The sequence below is a fragment of the Hydrogenophaga sp. GW823-FHT04C09 genome, assembly GCF_058796355.1.
The window spans coordinates 796,357-812,561 of record NZ_JBXAIO010000001.1 but is presented as its reverse complement, the minus strand read 5'-3'; the positions used below and the strand labels follow the sequence as shown (position 1 = coordinate 812,561).

Annotated in this window: 14 protein-coding genes; 2 read left to right on the top strand and 12 right to left on the bottom strand. The window is 67.7% G+C overall.

What is annotated here, in order from left to right; all coding sequences use genetic code 11:
- Positions 1 to 9 precede the first annotated feature (9 nt).
- The 5 genes from AC1Q9M_RS03760 to AC1Q9M_RS03740 form a co-directional block, all read right to left on the bottom strand.
- Positions 10 to 1,002, bottom strand: a complete 993-nt coding sequence (locus tag AC1Q9M_RS03760; protein WP_492432467.1) for a recombination-associated protein RdgC — start codon at positions 1,000 to 1,002, stop codon at positions 10 to 12.
- Between the two features lie 84 nt (positions 1,003 to 1,086).
- The gene (locus AC1Q9M_RS03755) at positions 1,087 to 2,397 is read right to left on the bottom strand and encodes a TRAP transporter large permease (RefSeq protein ID WP_444688691.1); all 1,311 of its coding nucleotides are present in this window, start codon (positions 2,395 to 2,397) and stop codon (positions 1,087 to 1,089) included.
- Positions 2,398 to 2,967 carry a TRAP transporter small permease gene (locus tag AC1Q9M_RS03750; RefSeq protein ID WP_492432464.1) on the bottom strand — a complete coding sequence of 190 codons (570 nt, stop codon included), beginning with the start codon at positions 2,965 to 2,967 and terminating at the stop codon, positions 2,398 to 2,400.
- Between the two features lie 7 nt (positions 2,968 to 2,974).
- Positions 2,975 to 3,949 carry a TRAP transporter substrate-binding protein gene (locus tag AC1Q9M_RS03745; RefSeq protein ID WP_444688693.1) on the bottom strand — a complete coding sequence of 325 codons (975 nt, stop codon included), beginning with the start codon at positions 3,947 to 3,949 and terminating at the stop codon, positions 2,975 to 2,977.
- A 103-nt stretch (positions 3,950 to 4,052) separates the two neighbouring features.
- Positions 4,053 to 4,175, bottom strand: a complete 123-nt coding sequence (locus AC1Q9M_RS03740; RefSeq protein ID WP_382325929.1) for a hypothetical protein — start codon at positions 4,173 to 4,175, stop codon at positions 4,053 to 4,055.
- Between AC1Q9M_RS03740 and AC1Q9M_RS03735 the strand changes: the two genes are divergently transcribed.
- Positions 4,126 to 4,665 (top strand): winged helix DNA-binding protein, encoded by a 540-nt coding sequence (locus AC1Q9M_RS03735; RefSeq protein ID WP_291117711.1) that lies wholly within the window; start codon positions 4,126 to 4,128, stop codon positions 4,663 to 4,665. The genes AC1Q9M_RS03740 and AC1Q9M_RS03735 overlap by 50 nt on opposite strands.
- Positions 4,666 to 4,673: 8 nt before the next feature.
- Positions 4,674 to 8,258, top strand: coding sequence for a hydantoinase B/oxoprolinase family protein (locus tag AC1Q9M_RS03730; RefSeq protein ID WP_492432462.1), 3,585 nt, complete (start codon positions 4,674 to 4,676; stop codon positions 8,256 to 8,258).
- A 109-nt stretch (positions 8,259 to 8,367) separates the two neighbouring features.
- On the opposite strand, the gene lapB is transcribed toward AC1Q9M_RS03730, so the two are convergent.
- From lapB to pheA, 7 genes are all read right to left on the bottom strand, one after another.
- On the bottom strand, positions 8,368 to 9,513 hold the full coding sequence (gene lapB, locus AC1Q9M_RS03725) for a lipopolysaccharide assembly protein LapB (RefSeq protein ID WP_492432460.1): 1,146 nt from the start codon (positions 9,511 to 9,513) through the stop codon (positions 8,368 to 8,370).
- On the bottom strand, positions 9,503 to 9,814 hold the full coding sequence (locus AC1Q9M_RS03720; protein WP_291114841.1) for a LapA family protein: 312 nt from the start codon (positions 9,812 to 9,814) through the stop codon (positions 9,503 to 9,505). Before AC1Q9M_RS03720 ends, lapB begins: the two co-directional genes overlap by 11 nt.
- 44 nt (positions 9,815 to 9,858) lie before the next feature.
- Entirely contained in the window at positions 9,859 to 10,179 is a 321-nt protein-coding gene (locus AC1Q9M_RS03715; protein ID WP_291114839.1) for an integration host factor subunit beta, read from the bottom strand.
- Positions 10,180 to 10,271: 92 nt separating this feature from the next.
- Positions 10,272 to 11,957 carry a 30S ribosomal protein S1 gene (rpsA, locus tag AC1Q9M_RS03710; RefSeq protein ID WP_291114836.1) on the bottom strand — a complete coding sequence of 562 codons (1,686 nt, stop codon included), beginning with the start codon at positions 11,955 to 11,957 and terminating at the stop codon, positions 10,272 to 10,274.
- A 181-nt stretch (positions 11,958 to 12,138) separates the two neighbouring features.
- Positions 12,139 to 14,190 carry a bifunctional 3-phosphoshikimate 1-carboxyvinyltransferase/cytidylate kinase gene (locus AC1Q9M_RS03705; RefSeq protein WP_492432457.1) on the bottom strand — a complete coding sequence of 684 codons (2,052 nt, stop codon included), beginning with the start codon at positions 14,188 to 14,190 and terminating at the stop codon, positions 12,139 to 12,141.
- A gap of 35 nt (positions 14,191 to 14,225) precedes the next feature.
- The gene (locus tag AC1Q9M_RS03700; protein WP_291114849.1) at positions 14,226 to 15,104 is read right to left on the bottom strand and encodes a prephenate dehydrogenase; all 879 of its coding nucleotides are present in this window, start codon (positions 15,102 to 15,104) and stop codon (positions 14,226 to 14,228) included.
- A complete protein-coding gene (gene pheA, locus AC1Q9M_RS03695) occupies positions 15,104 to 16,201 on the bottom strand; it encodes a prephenate dehydratase (RefSeq protein ID WP_291114832.1) in 1,098 nt (365 codons plus the stop codon). Before pheA ends, AC1Q9M_RS03700 begins: the two co-directional genes overlap by 1 nt.
- Positions 16,202 to 16,205 lie beyond the last annotated feature (4 nt).

Below are 16,205 nucleotides of genomic sequence, written 5' to 3'. Positions count from 1 at the left end.
GATGGAGGATCAGAACGGCGGGCCGTCGTCGTCCGCGTCGGCGGTGACGGCTTCGCGTGCGGTGGGTGCCGACGCCGAAGGCTCGCTGTCGGCGGCGGCACCGAAGGCCATCTCGCCGCCCAGGGCCTCGATCAGCTCGGGGATGAGTTTCTGCAGTTCGCCGGTCGACAGGGCCACGTCGGCGTCGAAGCCGTTTTCGCCTTCATCGGGCCGACCGTCGAACACGCCTTCCAGGAAGTTGATCTTCTTGACCTGCAGCGATTCGGTGAGCGTGAAGCCGATGCGGCCTTCCCAGCTCATGGCCAGGCGGGTGGGCAGCTTGCCTTCGGTGATGTGCTTGCGCACCTCGTCGGTGGCGAGGTTGTGGCGCGTGAATTTCACGGCCGACTTTTCTTCGTCGCCGGACTTGAGCTCGCACTCGCGCTCCACCGCGAAGCCGCCGGGCCATTCGTCGGGCGTGGTGGCCGAGAGCCACTGCGTCATGGCGGTCTGCGGCGTCACGGCGGTCTGCAGCAGGGTGACGGCCAGGCCGTCGAAGGCGCGCACGAGGGCGGTGACGACCTCGTCGAGCTTGCCCTGGCTGCTGGCGTCGGTGACAAGCCAGCCGTTCTTCAGGTCGATCCAGACCCACACCGTCATCTGGCGCGCGAAGGCCTGGGGCAGCAGGGCCAGCAGCGCGTCTTCGCGCAGGGCCTTGGTTTCCTTCTTGCCGGGTTTGCGGCCGGTGGTGGCCTCGATGTGGTCGGCTTCTTCCTGGGCCTTTTTCTTGACGACCGAGCCGGGCACGCCCTTGGTTTCGATCTGCAGTTTCAGGATGCGCTGGCCGGCCACCGATTCCACCAGCGGGCCATGGGCCTCGCCGCGCGGCTCGATCCAGCCGACGGCCTTGTCCTGCGTGGCGCCGCAAGGCACGAAACGGGCCGCGTCCAGCGCGGCTTCCATGTCTTCCAGCGTCGCTTCCCAGCCGGGCGCGATGCGGTAGATCGTCACATTCTTGAACACGGGAACATCCTCGGGAAAAAAGCAAACCGCCGCACGGTGGCGGCGGGGATGCGTCAGTGTAGAGGATGCGGGTTTCGGCCTCTGTTACAACTCTTTGCCCATGAACAGGTCGGGCAGCACGGTGACGATGGAGGGGAAGACCGTGATGAGCGCGATGGCCAGGATCATGCAGGCGAAGAAGGGCAGGGTGACCCGGGCGATGCGGTTGCTGTCGATGCCGGTCATGTTCTGCAGCACGAAGAGGTTGAAGCCCACCGGCGGTGTGATCTCGGCGATCTCGATCAGCATGATGATGAAGATGCCGAACCACACGAGGTCGAAGCCGGCCTGCTGAACCATGGGCAGCACCACGGCGGCGGTGAGCACGATCATGCTGATGCCGTCGAGCGCCGCGCCGAGCACGAGGTAGACGATCACCAGCACGAAGATGAGGCCGTAGGGCGAGAGTTGCAGCCGTTCGACCAGCTCGGCGAGTTCGCGCGGGATGCCGGTGAAGGCCATGGTCTTGGTGAGGAAGGCCGCGCCCGCGAGGATGAACATGATCATGCAGCTCACCCGCGTGGCGCCGGTGAGGCCCTGCCAGAAGTTGCGCCAGGTCAGCGCCCGGCTGGCAGCGGCGATGGCGAGCGAGCCCACCACGCCGTAGGCCGCGCATTCGGTGGCGGTGGCGATGCCCGAGACCAGCACCCAGACGATGAAGACGATGAGCAGGCCGCAGGGGATGAGGCTGCCCGAGCGCCGCAGCTTCTCGGCGAAGGTGGTGGGGGCTTCGGCCGGCGGCACCTTGTCGGGGTTGCGCAGGCTCCACCAGATGATGTAACCGGAGAACAGGGCCATCAGCAGAAAGCCCGGCAGGAAACCGGCGAGGAAGAGGCGGATCACGCTGGCGTCGGCCGCCACGGCGTAGACCACCATGGTGATGGACGGCGGGATCAGGATGCCCAGCCCGCCGGCGGCGGCCAGCGAGCCGAGCGCGAGGTTGCGGTCGTAGCCGCGCTTGTCGAGTTCGGGCAGGGCCACCTTGGCGATGGTGGCGCAGGTGGCGGCGGACGACCCGGAGACCGAGCCGAAGATGCCGCAGCCCAACACGGTGGTGTGCATCAGCCGGCCGGGCACGCGCGAGAGCCAGGGTGAGAGGCCGTCGAACATCTGCTCGGACAGGCGGGTGCGGTAGAGGATCTCGCCCATCCAGATGAACAGCGGCAGGGCCGCGAGCTCCCAGCTGGCGGTGGTTTCCCAGAACGCGGTGAAGAGGTTCTTGCCGGGCAGGGTGGTGGTGAAGAAGGCCTGGCCGACCCAGCCCACGATGGCGAGCGTCATGGCGATCCAGACGCCGCCGCTGAGCATCAGCAGCAGGATGAAGAGCAGCAGGGCCCCGATTTCAAGCAGGCCCATTCACAGCTCCTCGGAAAAATCGCCGCGCGCGTGCCGCTCTTCGACACGCACCACATAACTCGGGCGGCCACCGCGCAGCACGGTGACGCATTCGTCCAGTGCGGCGATGATCAGGATGGCCGTGCCCACCACCACGCTCATCTGCGGGATCCAGATCGGGATGGCGACCATGTTGTTCGCGATGTCGTTGAAGACATAGCTTTCGTAGGTGAACAGCGCGGCCCAATACCCGAGGTAGCTCACCATGGCCGTGGCCACCGCGAGGGCGAACACCTCCAGCCAGGGGCGCACGCGCGGGCTGGCTATTTCCAGCAGCAGCGTGACGCGCACGAAGTCGCCGTTGCGAAAGCTGTAGGCCATGCCCAGGAACGCGGCGGCGGCGCAGAGCCAGGAGACCACGTCGTTGACCCAGGACACGCGCCACTCGAGCAGGCGCCCGAGGGACGCCCAGACCATCAGCACGAGGATGCCCAGCACGCAAAGGGCGGCCAGGCCGCCCCCCAGTGCGTACAGGCCGTCCAGCGCGCGCCTCACGGGGCCGCGCGCGGCGGCCGGTGCATCCAGGGTCATGGTGGGATCAGCGCTTGTAGGTGTCGATCAGGGTCTTGCCTTCAGGGCCGGCCTTTTCCTGCCATTCCTTGAGCATGGTCTCGCCCACCTTCTGCAGGTCGGCTTTGAGCTGTGCCGACGGCGGCGCCACGGTCATGCCGCGCGCCTTGAGCGTGGCGAGGGTGTCGGTGTTGACTTTCTGCGATTCGGCCCAGCCGCGCGTTTCGGCGTCGGCGGCGGCCTTGAGCAGTGCGTCCTGCGAGGGCTTGTCGAGCGCGTCGAAGGCCTTCTTGTTGGCGAACACGGCGTTCTTGGGCAGCCAGGCCTGCACGTCGTAGTAGAACTTCAGGTGCTCGTAGAGCTTGCTGTCCACGCCGGTGGCGCCGGAGGTCATGTTGGTCTCGACCACGCCGGTGGCCAGGGCCTGAGAGAGTTCGGCGGCCTGCACGGTGACGGGCTGTGCGCCCACCAGCTCGGCGATGCGCGCGGTGGCCGGGCTGTACGCGCGCCACTTGCTGCCCTTGAGGTCGGCGGCGCTGTTGATCGGCGCCTTGCTGTAGAGGCCCTGCGGCGGCCAGGCCACGGCGTAGAGCAGCACCATGCCTTGCTCGGCGAATTTCTTCTCCAGCAGCGGCTTCTGCGCCTTGTAGAGCTTCATGGAGGCGTCGTAGCTGTCGGCCAGGAAGGGCAGGCCATCGGCGCCGAACAGCTGCCATTCGTTCTGGAAGTTGGCCATCAGGATCTCGCCGATCTGTGCCTGGCCGCCCTGCACCGCGCGCTTGATCTCGGGCGCCTTGAACAGCGAGGCGCCCGCGTGCACCGTGATCTTGAGTTTGCCGCCGGTGGCCTTGTCCACGTCGTTCGCGAAGGCCGTGAGGTTGACGGTGTGGAAGTTGGTGGCGGGGTAGGCCGCCGGCAGGTCCCATTTGGTCTGGGCCAGGGCGGGGAGGCTCATGGCCACGGTGGCAGCGGCCACGGAAAGGCTGAACAGGCGACGTTTCATCTTAGGGCTCCAGGTGGGGGTGGGACACGGATCGAGCAGCGGTTGCGGCTCGGAGGACTCTATCGGCGAGTGGATGAAGTGTGATCGGTACTTTCCCTGAATGTCAATAAATCGTTGGCAAATCGTCAACATAAAGCCTAAACTCCGCCGCACCGAAACGACGCAGACTTTCCGCCATGGCCCGTTCCAAAGCAAGTGCCAAGCCAACGCCGCCGGCTTCGCCCATCGTGTCTTCCGCGCACCTGGTGTCGCCGCGCAGCGCGGAGATGAGCGAGTTCGAGTTCGGCCTGATCGTGGCCGGCAATGCCTTCCACCGCTGGGTGGTGCACTGCATGAGCGCCGCCGGCCTGAAGGACCTCACCGCGCTGGACGTGCTGGTGCTGCACCACGTTTCGCACCGCGCGCGCGACAAGCGCCTGGCCGACATCGCCTTCATCATGAACGTGGAAGACACGCACCTCGTCAACTACTCGCTCAAGAAGCTGCAGAGCCTGGGCATGGTGGAGTCGAGCAAGAACGGCAAGGACGTGACCTACGCGCCCACCGAGGCGGGCAAGGGCTACGTGACGCGCTACCGCGAGATCCGCGAAACCTGCCTGATCGATGCGCTCAAGGCGGATGACGCGCTCAACCACGACATCGGCCAGCTCGCGCGCCTGCTGCGCGTGCTCTCCGGCATCTATGACCAGGCCGCACGTTCGGCCGCTTCGCTCTGACATTCCCTATGACACCGACGCACGCACTTCGCTGGCAGTTCTGGATCGACCGGGGCGGCACCTTCACCGACATCGTGGCCAAGCGGCCCGACGGCACCCTGGTCACGCACAAGCTGCTCTCGGAAAACCCCGAGCAGTACCGCGACGCGGCGGTGGCCGGCATCCGCCACCTGCTGGGGCTGAAAGCCGGCGAGCCGGTGACGCCCGAGCAGGTCGAGTGCGTGAAGATGGGCACCACGGTGGCGACGAACGCGCTGCTGGAACGCAAGGGCGAGCCCACGCTGCTGGTGACCACACGCGGTTTCCGCGATGCGCTGCGCATCGCGTACCAGAACCGGCCGCGCCTGTTCGACCGCCGCATCGTGCTGCCCGAGCTGCTGTACACCGAGGTGATCGAGGCGCAGGAGCGCATGGCCGCGCACGGCGAGGTGCTGCAGCCGCTGGACGAAGCGGCGTTGCGCGCCGACCTGCAGGCGGCCTTCGCGCGCGGCTTGCGCAGCGTGGCTATCGTGTTCATGCACGGCTACCGCTTCACCGCGCACGAGGCGGCGGCCGAGCGGCTGGCGCGCGAGGCGGGCTTCACGCAGGTGAGCAGCTCGCACGGCACCAGCCCCATGATGAAGTTCGTGAGCCGGGGCGACACCACGGTGGTCGATGCCTACCTCTCGCCCATCCTGCGCCGCTACGTGGAGCAGGTGGCCGCCGAGATGCCGGGCGTGAAGCTGTTCTTCATGCAGTCCTCGGGTGGCCTCACGGATGCCCACGCCTTCCAGGGCAAGGACGCCATCCTTTCCGGCCCGGCCGGCGGCATCGTGGGCATGGCGCGCACGGCGGGCCTGGCGGGCCACGGCAAGGTGATCGGCTTCGACATGGGCGGCACGTCCACCGACGTGTCGCACTACGCGGGCGAGTTCGAGCGCGAGTTCGAGACCCAGGTGGCGGGCGTGCGCATGCGCGCGCCCATGATGAGCATCCACACGGTGGCGGCGGGGGGTGGCTCCATCCTGGCGTTCGACGGTTCGCGCTTTCGCGTCGGCCCGCAGAGCGCGGGCGCCAACCCCGGCCCGGCGAGCTACCGGCGCGGCGGCCCGCTGGCGGTGACGGACGCCAACGTGATGACAGGCAAGATCCAGCCGGCGCACTTTCCCAAGGTGTTCGGCCCCCGCGCCGACGAGGCCTTGAGCCTGGACGCGGTGCAGTCGAAGTTCGCCGAGCTGGCGGCGCAGACCGGGCGGCTCGCCGAGGAGGTGGCCGAGGGCTTCATCCACATCGCGGTGCAGCAGATGGCCAACGCGATCAAGAAGATTTCGGTGGCGCGCGGCTACGACGTGACGCGCTACACCCTGCAGTGCTTCGGCGGCGCGGGCGGGCAGCACGCTTGCCTGGTGGCGGATGCGCTGGGCATGACGCGCGTCTTCGTGCACCCGCTGGCGGGTGTGCTCAGCGCGTACGGCATGGGGCTGGCCGACCAGAACGTGATCCGCGAGCAGGCGGTGGAACTGCCGCTGGTGGCGGCGTCGCTGCCCACGATCGCGGACGCGCTCGAGACCCTGGCAGCGGCCGCTCGCGCCGAGCTGCAGCGCCAGCAGGTGAACGCGGGCGAATCCACCGTGCACCGCCGCGTGCATGTGCGCTACGAGGGCAGCGACTCGGCCCTGGTCGTGCCCTACGGCGACATGGCCGAGATCGAGGCGGGTTTCGAAGCCGCCTACCGGCAGCGTTTTGCCTTTCTCATGCAGGGCAAGCGCCTCGTGGTGGAGGCGGTGTCGGTGGAGGCCGTGGTCGCGGGCGACGCGCCGCACGAGCCGCGCGTGGAAACGCACGAACCGCGCGAAGTGCCGCGGCGCGAGACGGTGCGCATGTACTCGGGGGGCCAGTGGCTGGACACCGCGCTGGTGGTGCGGGAGGACCTGCGCCCGGGCGACGTGATTCCCGGGCCTGCGATCATCGCGGAGAAGAACGCGACCACGGTGGTCGAACCGGGCTGGGAGGCGGTGCTCACGGCGCTGGACCACCTGGTGCTGGACCGCCGCGTGCCACGCACGGTGAGCTACGCCGTGGGCACCACGGTGGACCCGGTGCTGCTGGAGGTGTTCAACAACCTGTTCATGAACATCGCCGAGCAGATGGGGCTGCAGCTGCAGAACACCGCGTACTCGGTGAACATCAAGGAGCGGCTGGATTTCTCGTGCGCGCTGTTCGACGCGCAGGGCAACCTCATCGCCAACGCGCCGCACATGCCGGTGCACCTGGGTTCCATGGGCGAGAGCATCAAGACGGTGATCCGCGAGAACACCGGCAAGATGCAGCCGGGCGACGTGTACGTGCTCAACGACCCTTACCACGGTGGCACGCACCTGCCCGACGTGACGGTGATCACACCGGTCTACCTCGGCAGCCAGCCCACGTTCTACGTGGGGTCGCGCGGCCACCACGCCGACATCGGTGGCACCACGCCGGGCTCCATGCCGCCGTTCTCCACGCGCATCGAGGAAGAGGGCGTGCAGATCAACAACGTGAAGCTGGTGGACCGGGGGATGCTGCGCGAGGCCGAGATGGTGGCCCTGCTGCAGAGTGGTGAATACCCTTCGCGCAACCCGCAGCAGAACATGGCCGACCTCAAGGCGCAGATCGCCGCCAACGAAAAAGGCGTGCAGGAGCTGCGCAAGATGGTCGAGCAGTTCGGCCTGGACGTGGTGCAGGCCTACATGCGCCATGTGCAAGACAACGCGGAGGAGTCGGTGCGCCGTGTGATCACGCGCCTGAAGGACGGCCAGTACACCCTGCCGCTGGACAACGGCGCGCAGATCCAGGTGAGCGTGCGGGTGAACGCGGCCGAGCGCAGCGCCGAGATCGACTTCACCGGCACCTCGCCGCAGCAGCTCAACAACTTCAACGCGCCCACGGCGGTGTGCATGGCGGCGGTGCTGTACGTGTTCCGCTCGCTGGTGGACGACGACATCCCACTCAACGCGGGCTGCCTCAAGCCGCTCAAGGTCGTCATCCCGCCCGGTTCCATGCTCAACCCCAACCCGCCGGCCTCGGTGGTGGCGGGCAACGTGGAGACCTCCAGCTGCATCACCAACGCGCTGTACGGCGCGCTGGGCGTGATGGCGGCCAGCCAGTGCACGATGAACAACTTCACCTTCGGCAACGCGGCGCACCAGTACTACGAGACGATCTCGGGTGGCAGCGGCGCGGGCGATGGCTTCGATGGCACGAGCGTGGTGCAGACCCACATGACCAACTCGCGCCTGACCGACCCCGAGGTGCTGGAGTTCCGTTTTCCGGTGCGGCTGGAGAGTTACGAGATCCGGGCTGGCTCAGGCGGGGCCGGGCGCTGGCACGGCGGCGACGGTGGGGTGCGCCGCGTGCGGTTCCTGGAAGACATGACCGCGAGCATTCTGTCCAACGGCCGTGTGCACCCGGCCTTCGGCATGGCGGGCGGCCAGCCGGGGCAGTTGGGCATCAACCGCGTGGTGCGGGCCGATGGCCGCACCGAGGACCTGGCCCACATCGGGCAGGCCGAGATGCAGGCAGGCGATGTCTTCGAGATCCACACACCGGGTGGCGGGGGATACGGGAAGGCGTAACGAGCGCCAGCCCGCGATCCAGGGACACCGCGGGTCCGGCTTCGCCGGCCCCAGGTGTCGCCCCCTGGGGGGTGACGCGCCGCAGGCGCGGCGCGGGGAGGGGAGCCGTCTACAACTCTTCGACTCGGCGGGCCGGGTAGCTGTCCCAGGCCTGGCAGCCCGGGCACTGCCAGAAATGCTGGCGCGCCTCGAAGCCGCAGGCCGCGCAGCGGTAGCGGCGCAGCGGCGCGCTGGCGTGTTCGAGCGTCTTCTGCACGCTGGCCTTCGCGGTGGGGCTGGAGAGCGTCTCGCCCGCCATCCACTGGGTGGTGATGACCAGCGAGGGTTCGCGCTCCAGGTGGCTGAGGTAGTGGCCGCGCACCGCCTCGGTGCCGCTGCTCAGGCTGGCCAGGGCTTCCGTGACGTCGATCGCCGGTGCGCGCTCGTGGCTGGCCTGCAGCAATTTCATGGCCTCGGCCTCGCGGCCGGTCTGCCGGGCCAGATCGGCCAGGGCACGGGCCGCCAGCGGCAGGCTTTGTGGTGCGTGCTGGTTCATGCGCACCAGGGCGTCGAACGCGCCCGAGGCGTCGCCGGTGTGCGCCTTCAGGGCCGACAGCGCCATCCAGCCGCGCGCCAGCTGTGGGGCGCGTTGCACGGCCTCGTTCAGCAGTTGCTGGGCCTTGGCGCCGTCGCCCCCGCGCTGGGCGAGGTCGGCCTCTTCGCACAGGTAGTGCGCCAGCCGCGTGGCGAAACTGCCTTGTTCGGCGTCTTCGAGGCGCTGGGCGATCCGCTTGGCCTGGGGCCAGTCGCGCGAGCGTTCGTAGATGCCCAGCAGCGCCAGCAAGGCCTCGCCTTCGAAGGCCGAGCCTTCGAGCTTGTGCAGGGCCGCTTCGGCGCGGTCCAGCAGGCCGGCCTTGAGGAAGTCGAGCGCCAGCGCGTGCTGGGCGCGGTCGCGGTCCTTGCGGTCGATGTCGGCGCGCGAGAGCAGGTGCTCATGCACGCGCACGGCGCGGTCGTAGTCGCCGCGGCGGCGGAAGAGGTTGCCCAGGGCGAAGTGCAGTTCGGCGGTGTCGGGGTCGCCCTGCACCGCTTCGATGAAGGCGTCGATGGCCTGGTCCTGCTGTTCGTTGAGCAGGTGGTTGAGGCCGCGAAAGTAGGCCTTGGGCGCCTGGCGGCCTTCCATGCGCCACTGGCGCAGGTCGAAGCGCGACGCGGCCCAGCCCAGCGCGAACGCCAGCGGCAGGCCCCAGAGCAGCCAGGTGAAATCAAAGTCCATGCCGGCGGTCGATCGGGTCGGGAGGGAGCAGGGTGGTGTCGCCGTCAAAGGCGGTGCTGTGCAGCGCCGAGGCCGACGCGTGCTGGCGGCGGGTGCGCCGGGCGCGCAGCCACAGCGGCAGCATCACGGCCACGCCGAGGAACACCCCGATCACCAGCGCCACCAGGATCACCAGCACCAGGGGGGCTTGCCAGCTCGCACCGAAGAACAGGTGCAGCGTCACGCTGTCCTGGTTGTTGAGTGCGAAGGCGAACAGCACAAAAAAAATGGCTGCATTGAGCAGCCACATCAGGTATTTCACGTCGTCCCCTTTGTGGTGGGGCGATTGTAGCGAGCAGCCCTGTCTCAGGCCCGCTTCTGGGTTTCGCGGCCCAGAATCTCGGCGGTCTTCTTGTCCACCTCTTCGCGCAGGGCCTTGCCCGGCTTGAAGTGCGGCACCCGTTTCTCGGGAATCATCACGCTCTCACCGGAGCGCGGGTTGCGCCCGATGCGAGGTGAACGCCGGTTGACGGAGAAGCTGCCAAAACCCCGGATCTCGATGCGATGGCCCTTCACCAAGGCTTCGCCCATGGCGTCCAGGATCGCCTTGACGGCGAACTCGGCATCGCGGTGGGTGAGCTGGCCGAAACGGCTGGCCAGAGCTTCAACGAGGTCGCTTCGGGTCATGTCGAATGGAGTGGGGGCGTTGAGGGGACAGCGCCGGGCAAGTGGCCGCCCTTGCGGGCGGGTGGCTCACCCGGCGCCGAACCGGTTTCGCTTCAGTTCTGGTTGTTGTCCAGCTTGGCGCGCAGCAGGGCGCCCAGGCTGGTCGTGCCGGCGTTTTCGCGGGAAGACTGCTGGCTCAGGTTGGCCATGGCTTCCTGCTGGTCGGCGGCGTCCTTGGCCTTGATCGACAGCTGGATGTTGCGGGTCTTGCGATCCACGTTCACCACCACGGCGTTGACTTCGTCGCCTTCCTTGAGCACGTTGCGCGCATCTTCCACGCGGTCACGGCTGATTTCGCTGGCGCGCAGGTAACCCAGCACGTCTTCGCCCAGATCGATCTCGGCACCCTTGGCATCCACGGTCTTGACCTTGCCGGTCACGATGGAGCCCTTGTCGTTCACCGACACGAAGGTGGTGAATGGGTCGCCGTCGAGCTGCTTGATGCCCAGGGAGATGCGCTCGCGCTCCACGTCGATGGCCAGCACGATCGCTTCGACTTCCTGGCCCTTCTTGTAGTTGCGCACGGCGGCTTCGCCGGGCTCGTTCCAGGACAGGTCGGACAGGTGCACCAGGCCGTCGATGCCGGCGGCCAGGCCGACGAACACGCCGAAGTCGGTGATCGACTTGATCGGGCCCTTGACGCGGTCACCGCGCTTGGTCTGCTCGGCGAACTCGTGCCAGGGGTTGGCGCGGCACTGCTTCATGCCCAGCGAGATGCGGCGCTTGTCTTCGTCGATGTCGAGCACCATGACTTCGACTTCGTCGCCCAGCGACACCAGCTTGGACGGGGCCACGTTCTTGTTGGTCCAGTCCATTTCGGAGACGTGCACCAGGCCTTCGATGCCAGGCTCGAGTTCCACGAACGCGCCGTAGTCGGCGATGTTGGTGATCTTGCCGAACATGCGGGTGCCTTGCGGGTAGCGGCGCGAAACGCCCATCCACGGGTCGTCGCCCATCTGCTTGAGGCCCAGCGAGACGCGGTGCTTCTCGGTGTCGAACTTGAGGATCTTGGCGGTGATTTCCTGACCGGCCGTGACCACTTCGCTCGGGTGGCGCACGCGGCGCCATGCCATGTCGGTGATGTGCAGCAGGCCGTCGATGCCGCCGAGGTCCACGAACGCACCGTATTCGGTGATGTTCTTGACCACGCCGTGCACGATGGCGCCTTCCTTCAGGGTGTCCATCAGCTTGGCGCGCTCTTCGCCCATGGAGGCTTCCACCACGGCGCGGCGGCTCAGCACCACGTTGTTGCGCTTGCGGTCGAGCTTGATGACCTTGAATTCCAGGGTCTTGTTTTCGTACGGGGTCAGGTCCTTGGTCGGACGGCTGTCGACCAGCGAGCCCGGCAGGAAGGCGCTGATGCCGTTGACCATGACCTTGAGGCCGCCCTTGACCTTGCTGGAGGTCGTGCCGGTGACGAATTCGCCGGATTCGAGCGCTTTTTCCAGCGACATCCAGGAAGCCAGGCGCTTGGCCTTGTCGCGCGAGAGCAGGGTGTCGCCGAAGCCGTTTTCCACGGAGTCGATGGCGACGGAGACGAAGTCACCGACCTGCACTTCGAGTTCGCCCTGGTCGTTCTTGAATTCGGCCAGAGGCACGTAGGCTTCCGACTTCAGGCCAGCGTTGACCACCACGTGGTTGTGCTCGATGCGCACGACCTCGGCGGTGATGACTTCGCCCGAGCGCATTTCAGCGCGTTTCAGGGACTCTTCAAACAGGGCGGCAAAAGATTCAGACATTGAATTTCCTAAACCACTCAGCGTCGGTGCAACAACCACGGGAAATGCGGCTGGAACGGATGCGACGTGTGGGCGGCGTTGACGTTGCGGTGCGTGACACCGCGGGGTTAAGTGAAAAGAACCTTCGGGCCTGCGGGCAGGGAACGCCCGGCTGTGCCGTCAGGGCCATCAAGAAGCGCGCTCAGTTGCCCGAGAACGCCGTTTTGCCTTGCCACCAGTTCAACACCTGCTGCACCGATTGCTCGATGTCCATGCCGGAGTTGTCCAGTTCCAGGGCGTCTTCGGCGGGCTTGAGAGGGGCGTGTGTGCGGGAGGTGTCCCTCAGATCACGCGCTTTCAGGTCTGCCAAAAGACTGTCGATGTTAGCAGCAATTCCCTTTGAAATCAACTGCTTATGGCGCCGTGCGGCGCGCTGCTCGGCGCTGGCGGTGAGGAACACCTTCAGCGGGGCGTCCGGGAAGATCACCGTGCCCATGTCGCGGCCGTCGGCCACCAGGCCGGGCAGCTGGCGAAAGGCGTGCTGCAGGCCCAGCAGGGCCTCCCGCACGGCGGGCACGGACGAGACCCGGGAAGCCGCCATGCCGGCGGTTTCGCTGCGCAGGTCGTCGGTCACGTCCTGGCCTTCGAACAGGGTGCGCAGGCCTTCGAAGCGCACCTGCAGGCCGGCGGCGAGCTCGCCCAGGCGGCGCGCGTGCCCGGGGTCCTTCAGGTCGGGTTCGGCGGTGGACAGGCCGGCTCTTTCAGCCGCCAGCCCGACCAGGCGGTACAACACCCCCGAATCCAGCAGGTGGTACCCGAGCTGTTCGGCCACCTCGGCCGAGAGGGTGCCTTTGCCGGAGGCGGTGGGGCCATCCACGCAGATCACGGGGATGTGCTCCCTGGGCGTGGTGCAGACCTGGAACAGGGTCTCGAAGTAGTCCGGGAAGGTCTTGGCGACGCACTTGGGGTCTTCGATGCGCACCGGCAGCTTCGCCGGGTTGAACGCGGCGAGCGAAAAACACATGGCGACGCGGTGGTCGTCGTAGGTGTGGATCGACGCCGCACGCCAGTCTTGCGGGCGGGCGGGCGGCGTGATGCGGATGAAATCCTCGCCTTCCTCCACCGTCGCGCCGAGCTTGCGGCATTCCTTGGCCATGGCGGCGATGCGGTCGGTTTCCTTGACGCGCCAGCTGGCGATGTTGCGCAGCGTGGTGGTGCCGTCGGCGTACAGGGCCATGGCCGCCAGCGTCATGGCGGCATCGGGGATGTGGTTGCAGTCCAGGTCGACGGCCTTGAGCGGCCAGGCCCCGCGCTGGATGTGCAGGCGGTTGGCTTCGCCCGAGACCTTGGCGCCCATGAGGCGGGCGGCTTCGACGAAGCGGATGTCGCCCTGGATGGACGACAGGCCGACGCCTTCGATGGTGATGCCGTCGGTGCCCGGCGTGGCGGGCGCGAGGGCGCCCAGGGCGATGAAATAGCTGGCTGACGAGGCATCGCCTTCAACCGCGATGCGGCCGGGCGACTGGTAGCGGCTGCCGGCGGGGATGGTGAAGCGCTGCCAGCCGTCGCGCCGCACGGCCACGCCGAAGCGCTCCAGCAGGTTGAGCGTGATCTCGATGTAGGGCCGCGAGATGAGTTCTCCCACCACGTCGATGACGATGTCGCGCTCCTGCGCCACCAGGGGCAGGGCGAGCAGCAGGGCGGTGAGGAATTGGCTGGACACGTCGCCACGCACGCGGATGGGCTGGTCCAGCCGCAGGGCGTGGGTCTGACCATCGCCGAGTTTCAATGGGGGATAGCCTTCGTTGGCGAGGCAGGCCACGGGGCAGCCGAGCTGGCGCAGCGCATCGACCAGGTCGCCGATGGGGCGCTCGTGCATGCGCGGGACGCCGCTGAGTTCGAAGGTGCCGCCATGGCGGGTGGCCAGCAGGGCCAGCGAGGCGGTGAGGGGCCGCATCGCGGTGCCGGCGTTGCCCAGGAACAATTTGGCCTGAAGCACCGGCAGGGCGCCGCCCAGGCCATGCACGCGCAGGGCGCCGTTGGGTTGCGGTTCGATGCGGCAGCCCAGTTCGGCCAAGGCCTTGAGCATCACCTGCGTGTCGTCGGAGTCGAGCAGGTCGGCGATGTCGGTGTGGCCCACGCTGAGCGCGGCGAGCAGCAGCACGCGGTTGGAAATGCTCTTGGAGCCGGGCAGGCGCACAGTGCCGCCGGCGCTCGCCAGCGGCGGGATGTCGAGGTGGGAAATGGCAAACATGCGCGAAGGTGAGGAAGCGTCGCCCGGGGCGCCGCTCAGCTGCGGGGCTTGACGGCGGTCATGCGCCAGCGCGCGCGCGCGCTGCTGGCCTGTTCGATCAAGGCTTCGAGGGCGTCGGGGTTGCCGGCATTGATGGCGGTCTCCAGGGCGTGGAGCGCGCGCTGGAAATGGCGCGACTGCGCCAGCAGCTCTTCGCGGTTGGACATGAGCACGTCGCGCCACATCGCCGGGTCGCTGGCCGCGATGCGGCTGAAGTCGCGAAAGCCCGGGCCGGCCAGCGAGAGGAAATCCGGCCCATCGGACTGGCCCTGGATGGCGTTCATCAGGGCGAACGCCACCATGTGCGGGAGGTGGCTGACGGCGGCATAGGCCGCATCGTGCGCTTCCGGCGACATCTGCTTGACGTGGCAACCGAGCGCGGTCCAGAGCTGGCTGGCCTTCTCGAGCTGGGCGGTCAGCGTGCGTTCGATCGGGGTGAGGATGACCTGGCGGCCGTGGTACAGGTCCGCGTCGGCGTGCTCGACGCCGGCGACTTCCTTGCCAGCGATCGGGTGCGCGGGAACGAAGACACCGACCTGGTCCTTCAGCACACGGCGTGCGGCGTCGATCACCTCGCGCTTGGTCGAGCCCACGTCCATGATCAGCACGTTGCCGCGCACCAGGTGGCGGATGGCCTTGAAGGTGGCTTCGGTGGCCGAGACCGGCACCGCGAGCAGCACGAGATCGGCGCCCGAGACCGCCAGCAGCGCCGACGGGGCCTCGACGTCGATCACGCCCAGCTGGCGCGCGCGCTCGGTGGTGGAGGGCGACTTGCTGTAGCCCACGACGCGCTTGACCAGCCCGGCGCGCTTGAGCGCCAGCGCGAAGGAGCCGCCCATCATGCCGCAGCCGATCAGTCCCAGTTGTTCAAACATCATTCGCTCACCGGGTATGCGCCCAGCACCTTGTAGAAGGCGCAGAGACCTTTGAGTTCCTCCAGCGCGGCGGCCACGTGCGGCTGCGACGGGTGGCCCGCGATGTCGATGTAGAAGTAGTACTCCCACTGGCCCGACTTGGCCGGGCGCGACTCGAAGCGCGTCATGGACACGCCGTTGTTCTTCAGCGGCACCAGCAGGTCGTGCACGGCACCGGGGCGGTTGGGTACCGACACCACCAGGCTGGTGCAATCGCGTCCCGAGGCGGGCGGCATGGCCAGGGTCTGCGGCAGCGAGATCACGGCAAAGCGCGTGCGGTTGTAGGCCTCGTCTTGAATGGCGTGCGCCACGATGTGCAGCCCGAACTGGGCGGCGGCGCGTTCGCTGGCCAGGCCGGCCCAGGCCGGGTTCTCGGCCGCCAGCCGCGCGCCTTCGGCGTTGCTGGAGACCGCGCGGCGTTCGGCGTTCGGCAGGTGTTGCGTGAGCCAGTTCTGGCACTGGGCCAGGGCCTGCGGGTGGGCCATGACGACTTCGATGCCATCCAGGTGATTGACCTGGCGCAGCAGGTTGTGGCGGATCAGCAGGCTGACTTCGCCCACCACGTGCACGGGCGAGCGCAGGAACAGATCCAGCGAACGCGCCACCACCCCTTCGGTGGAGTTCTCCATGCCCACGACGCCGAACTGCGCCGTGCCGGCCGCGGTGGCGTGGAACACCTCGTCGAAGTTGGCGCAGTAGATCAGGTTGGCCGCGCCGCCGAAGAATTCGATCGCCGCCTGTTCGCAGAAGGTGCCTTGCGGACCGAGCACGGCCACGCGCTGCGGCGCCTCCAGCGCCAGGCAGGCGGACATGATCTCGCGCCAGATCGAGGCCACGTGCTGGTTCAGCAACGGCCCCTGGTTGGCGCCCTGGATCTTCTCGATGACTTGCGCGACGCGGTCCGGCCGGAAAAAGGGCGAGCCCTCCGCGCGCTTGATGTCGCCGACCTGTTCGGCCACGCGAGCGCGTTGGTTGAGCAGGGCCAGCAGCTGCTGGTCCAGCGCGTCGATCTGCACGCGCAGGGTGCCCAGGGCTTCGGACTGTGAGGGAAGGGTCATCGGT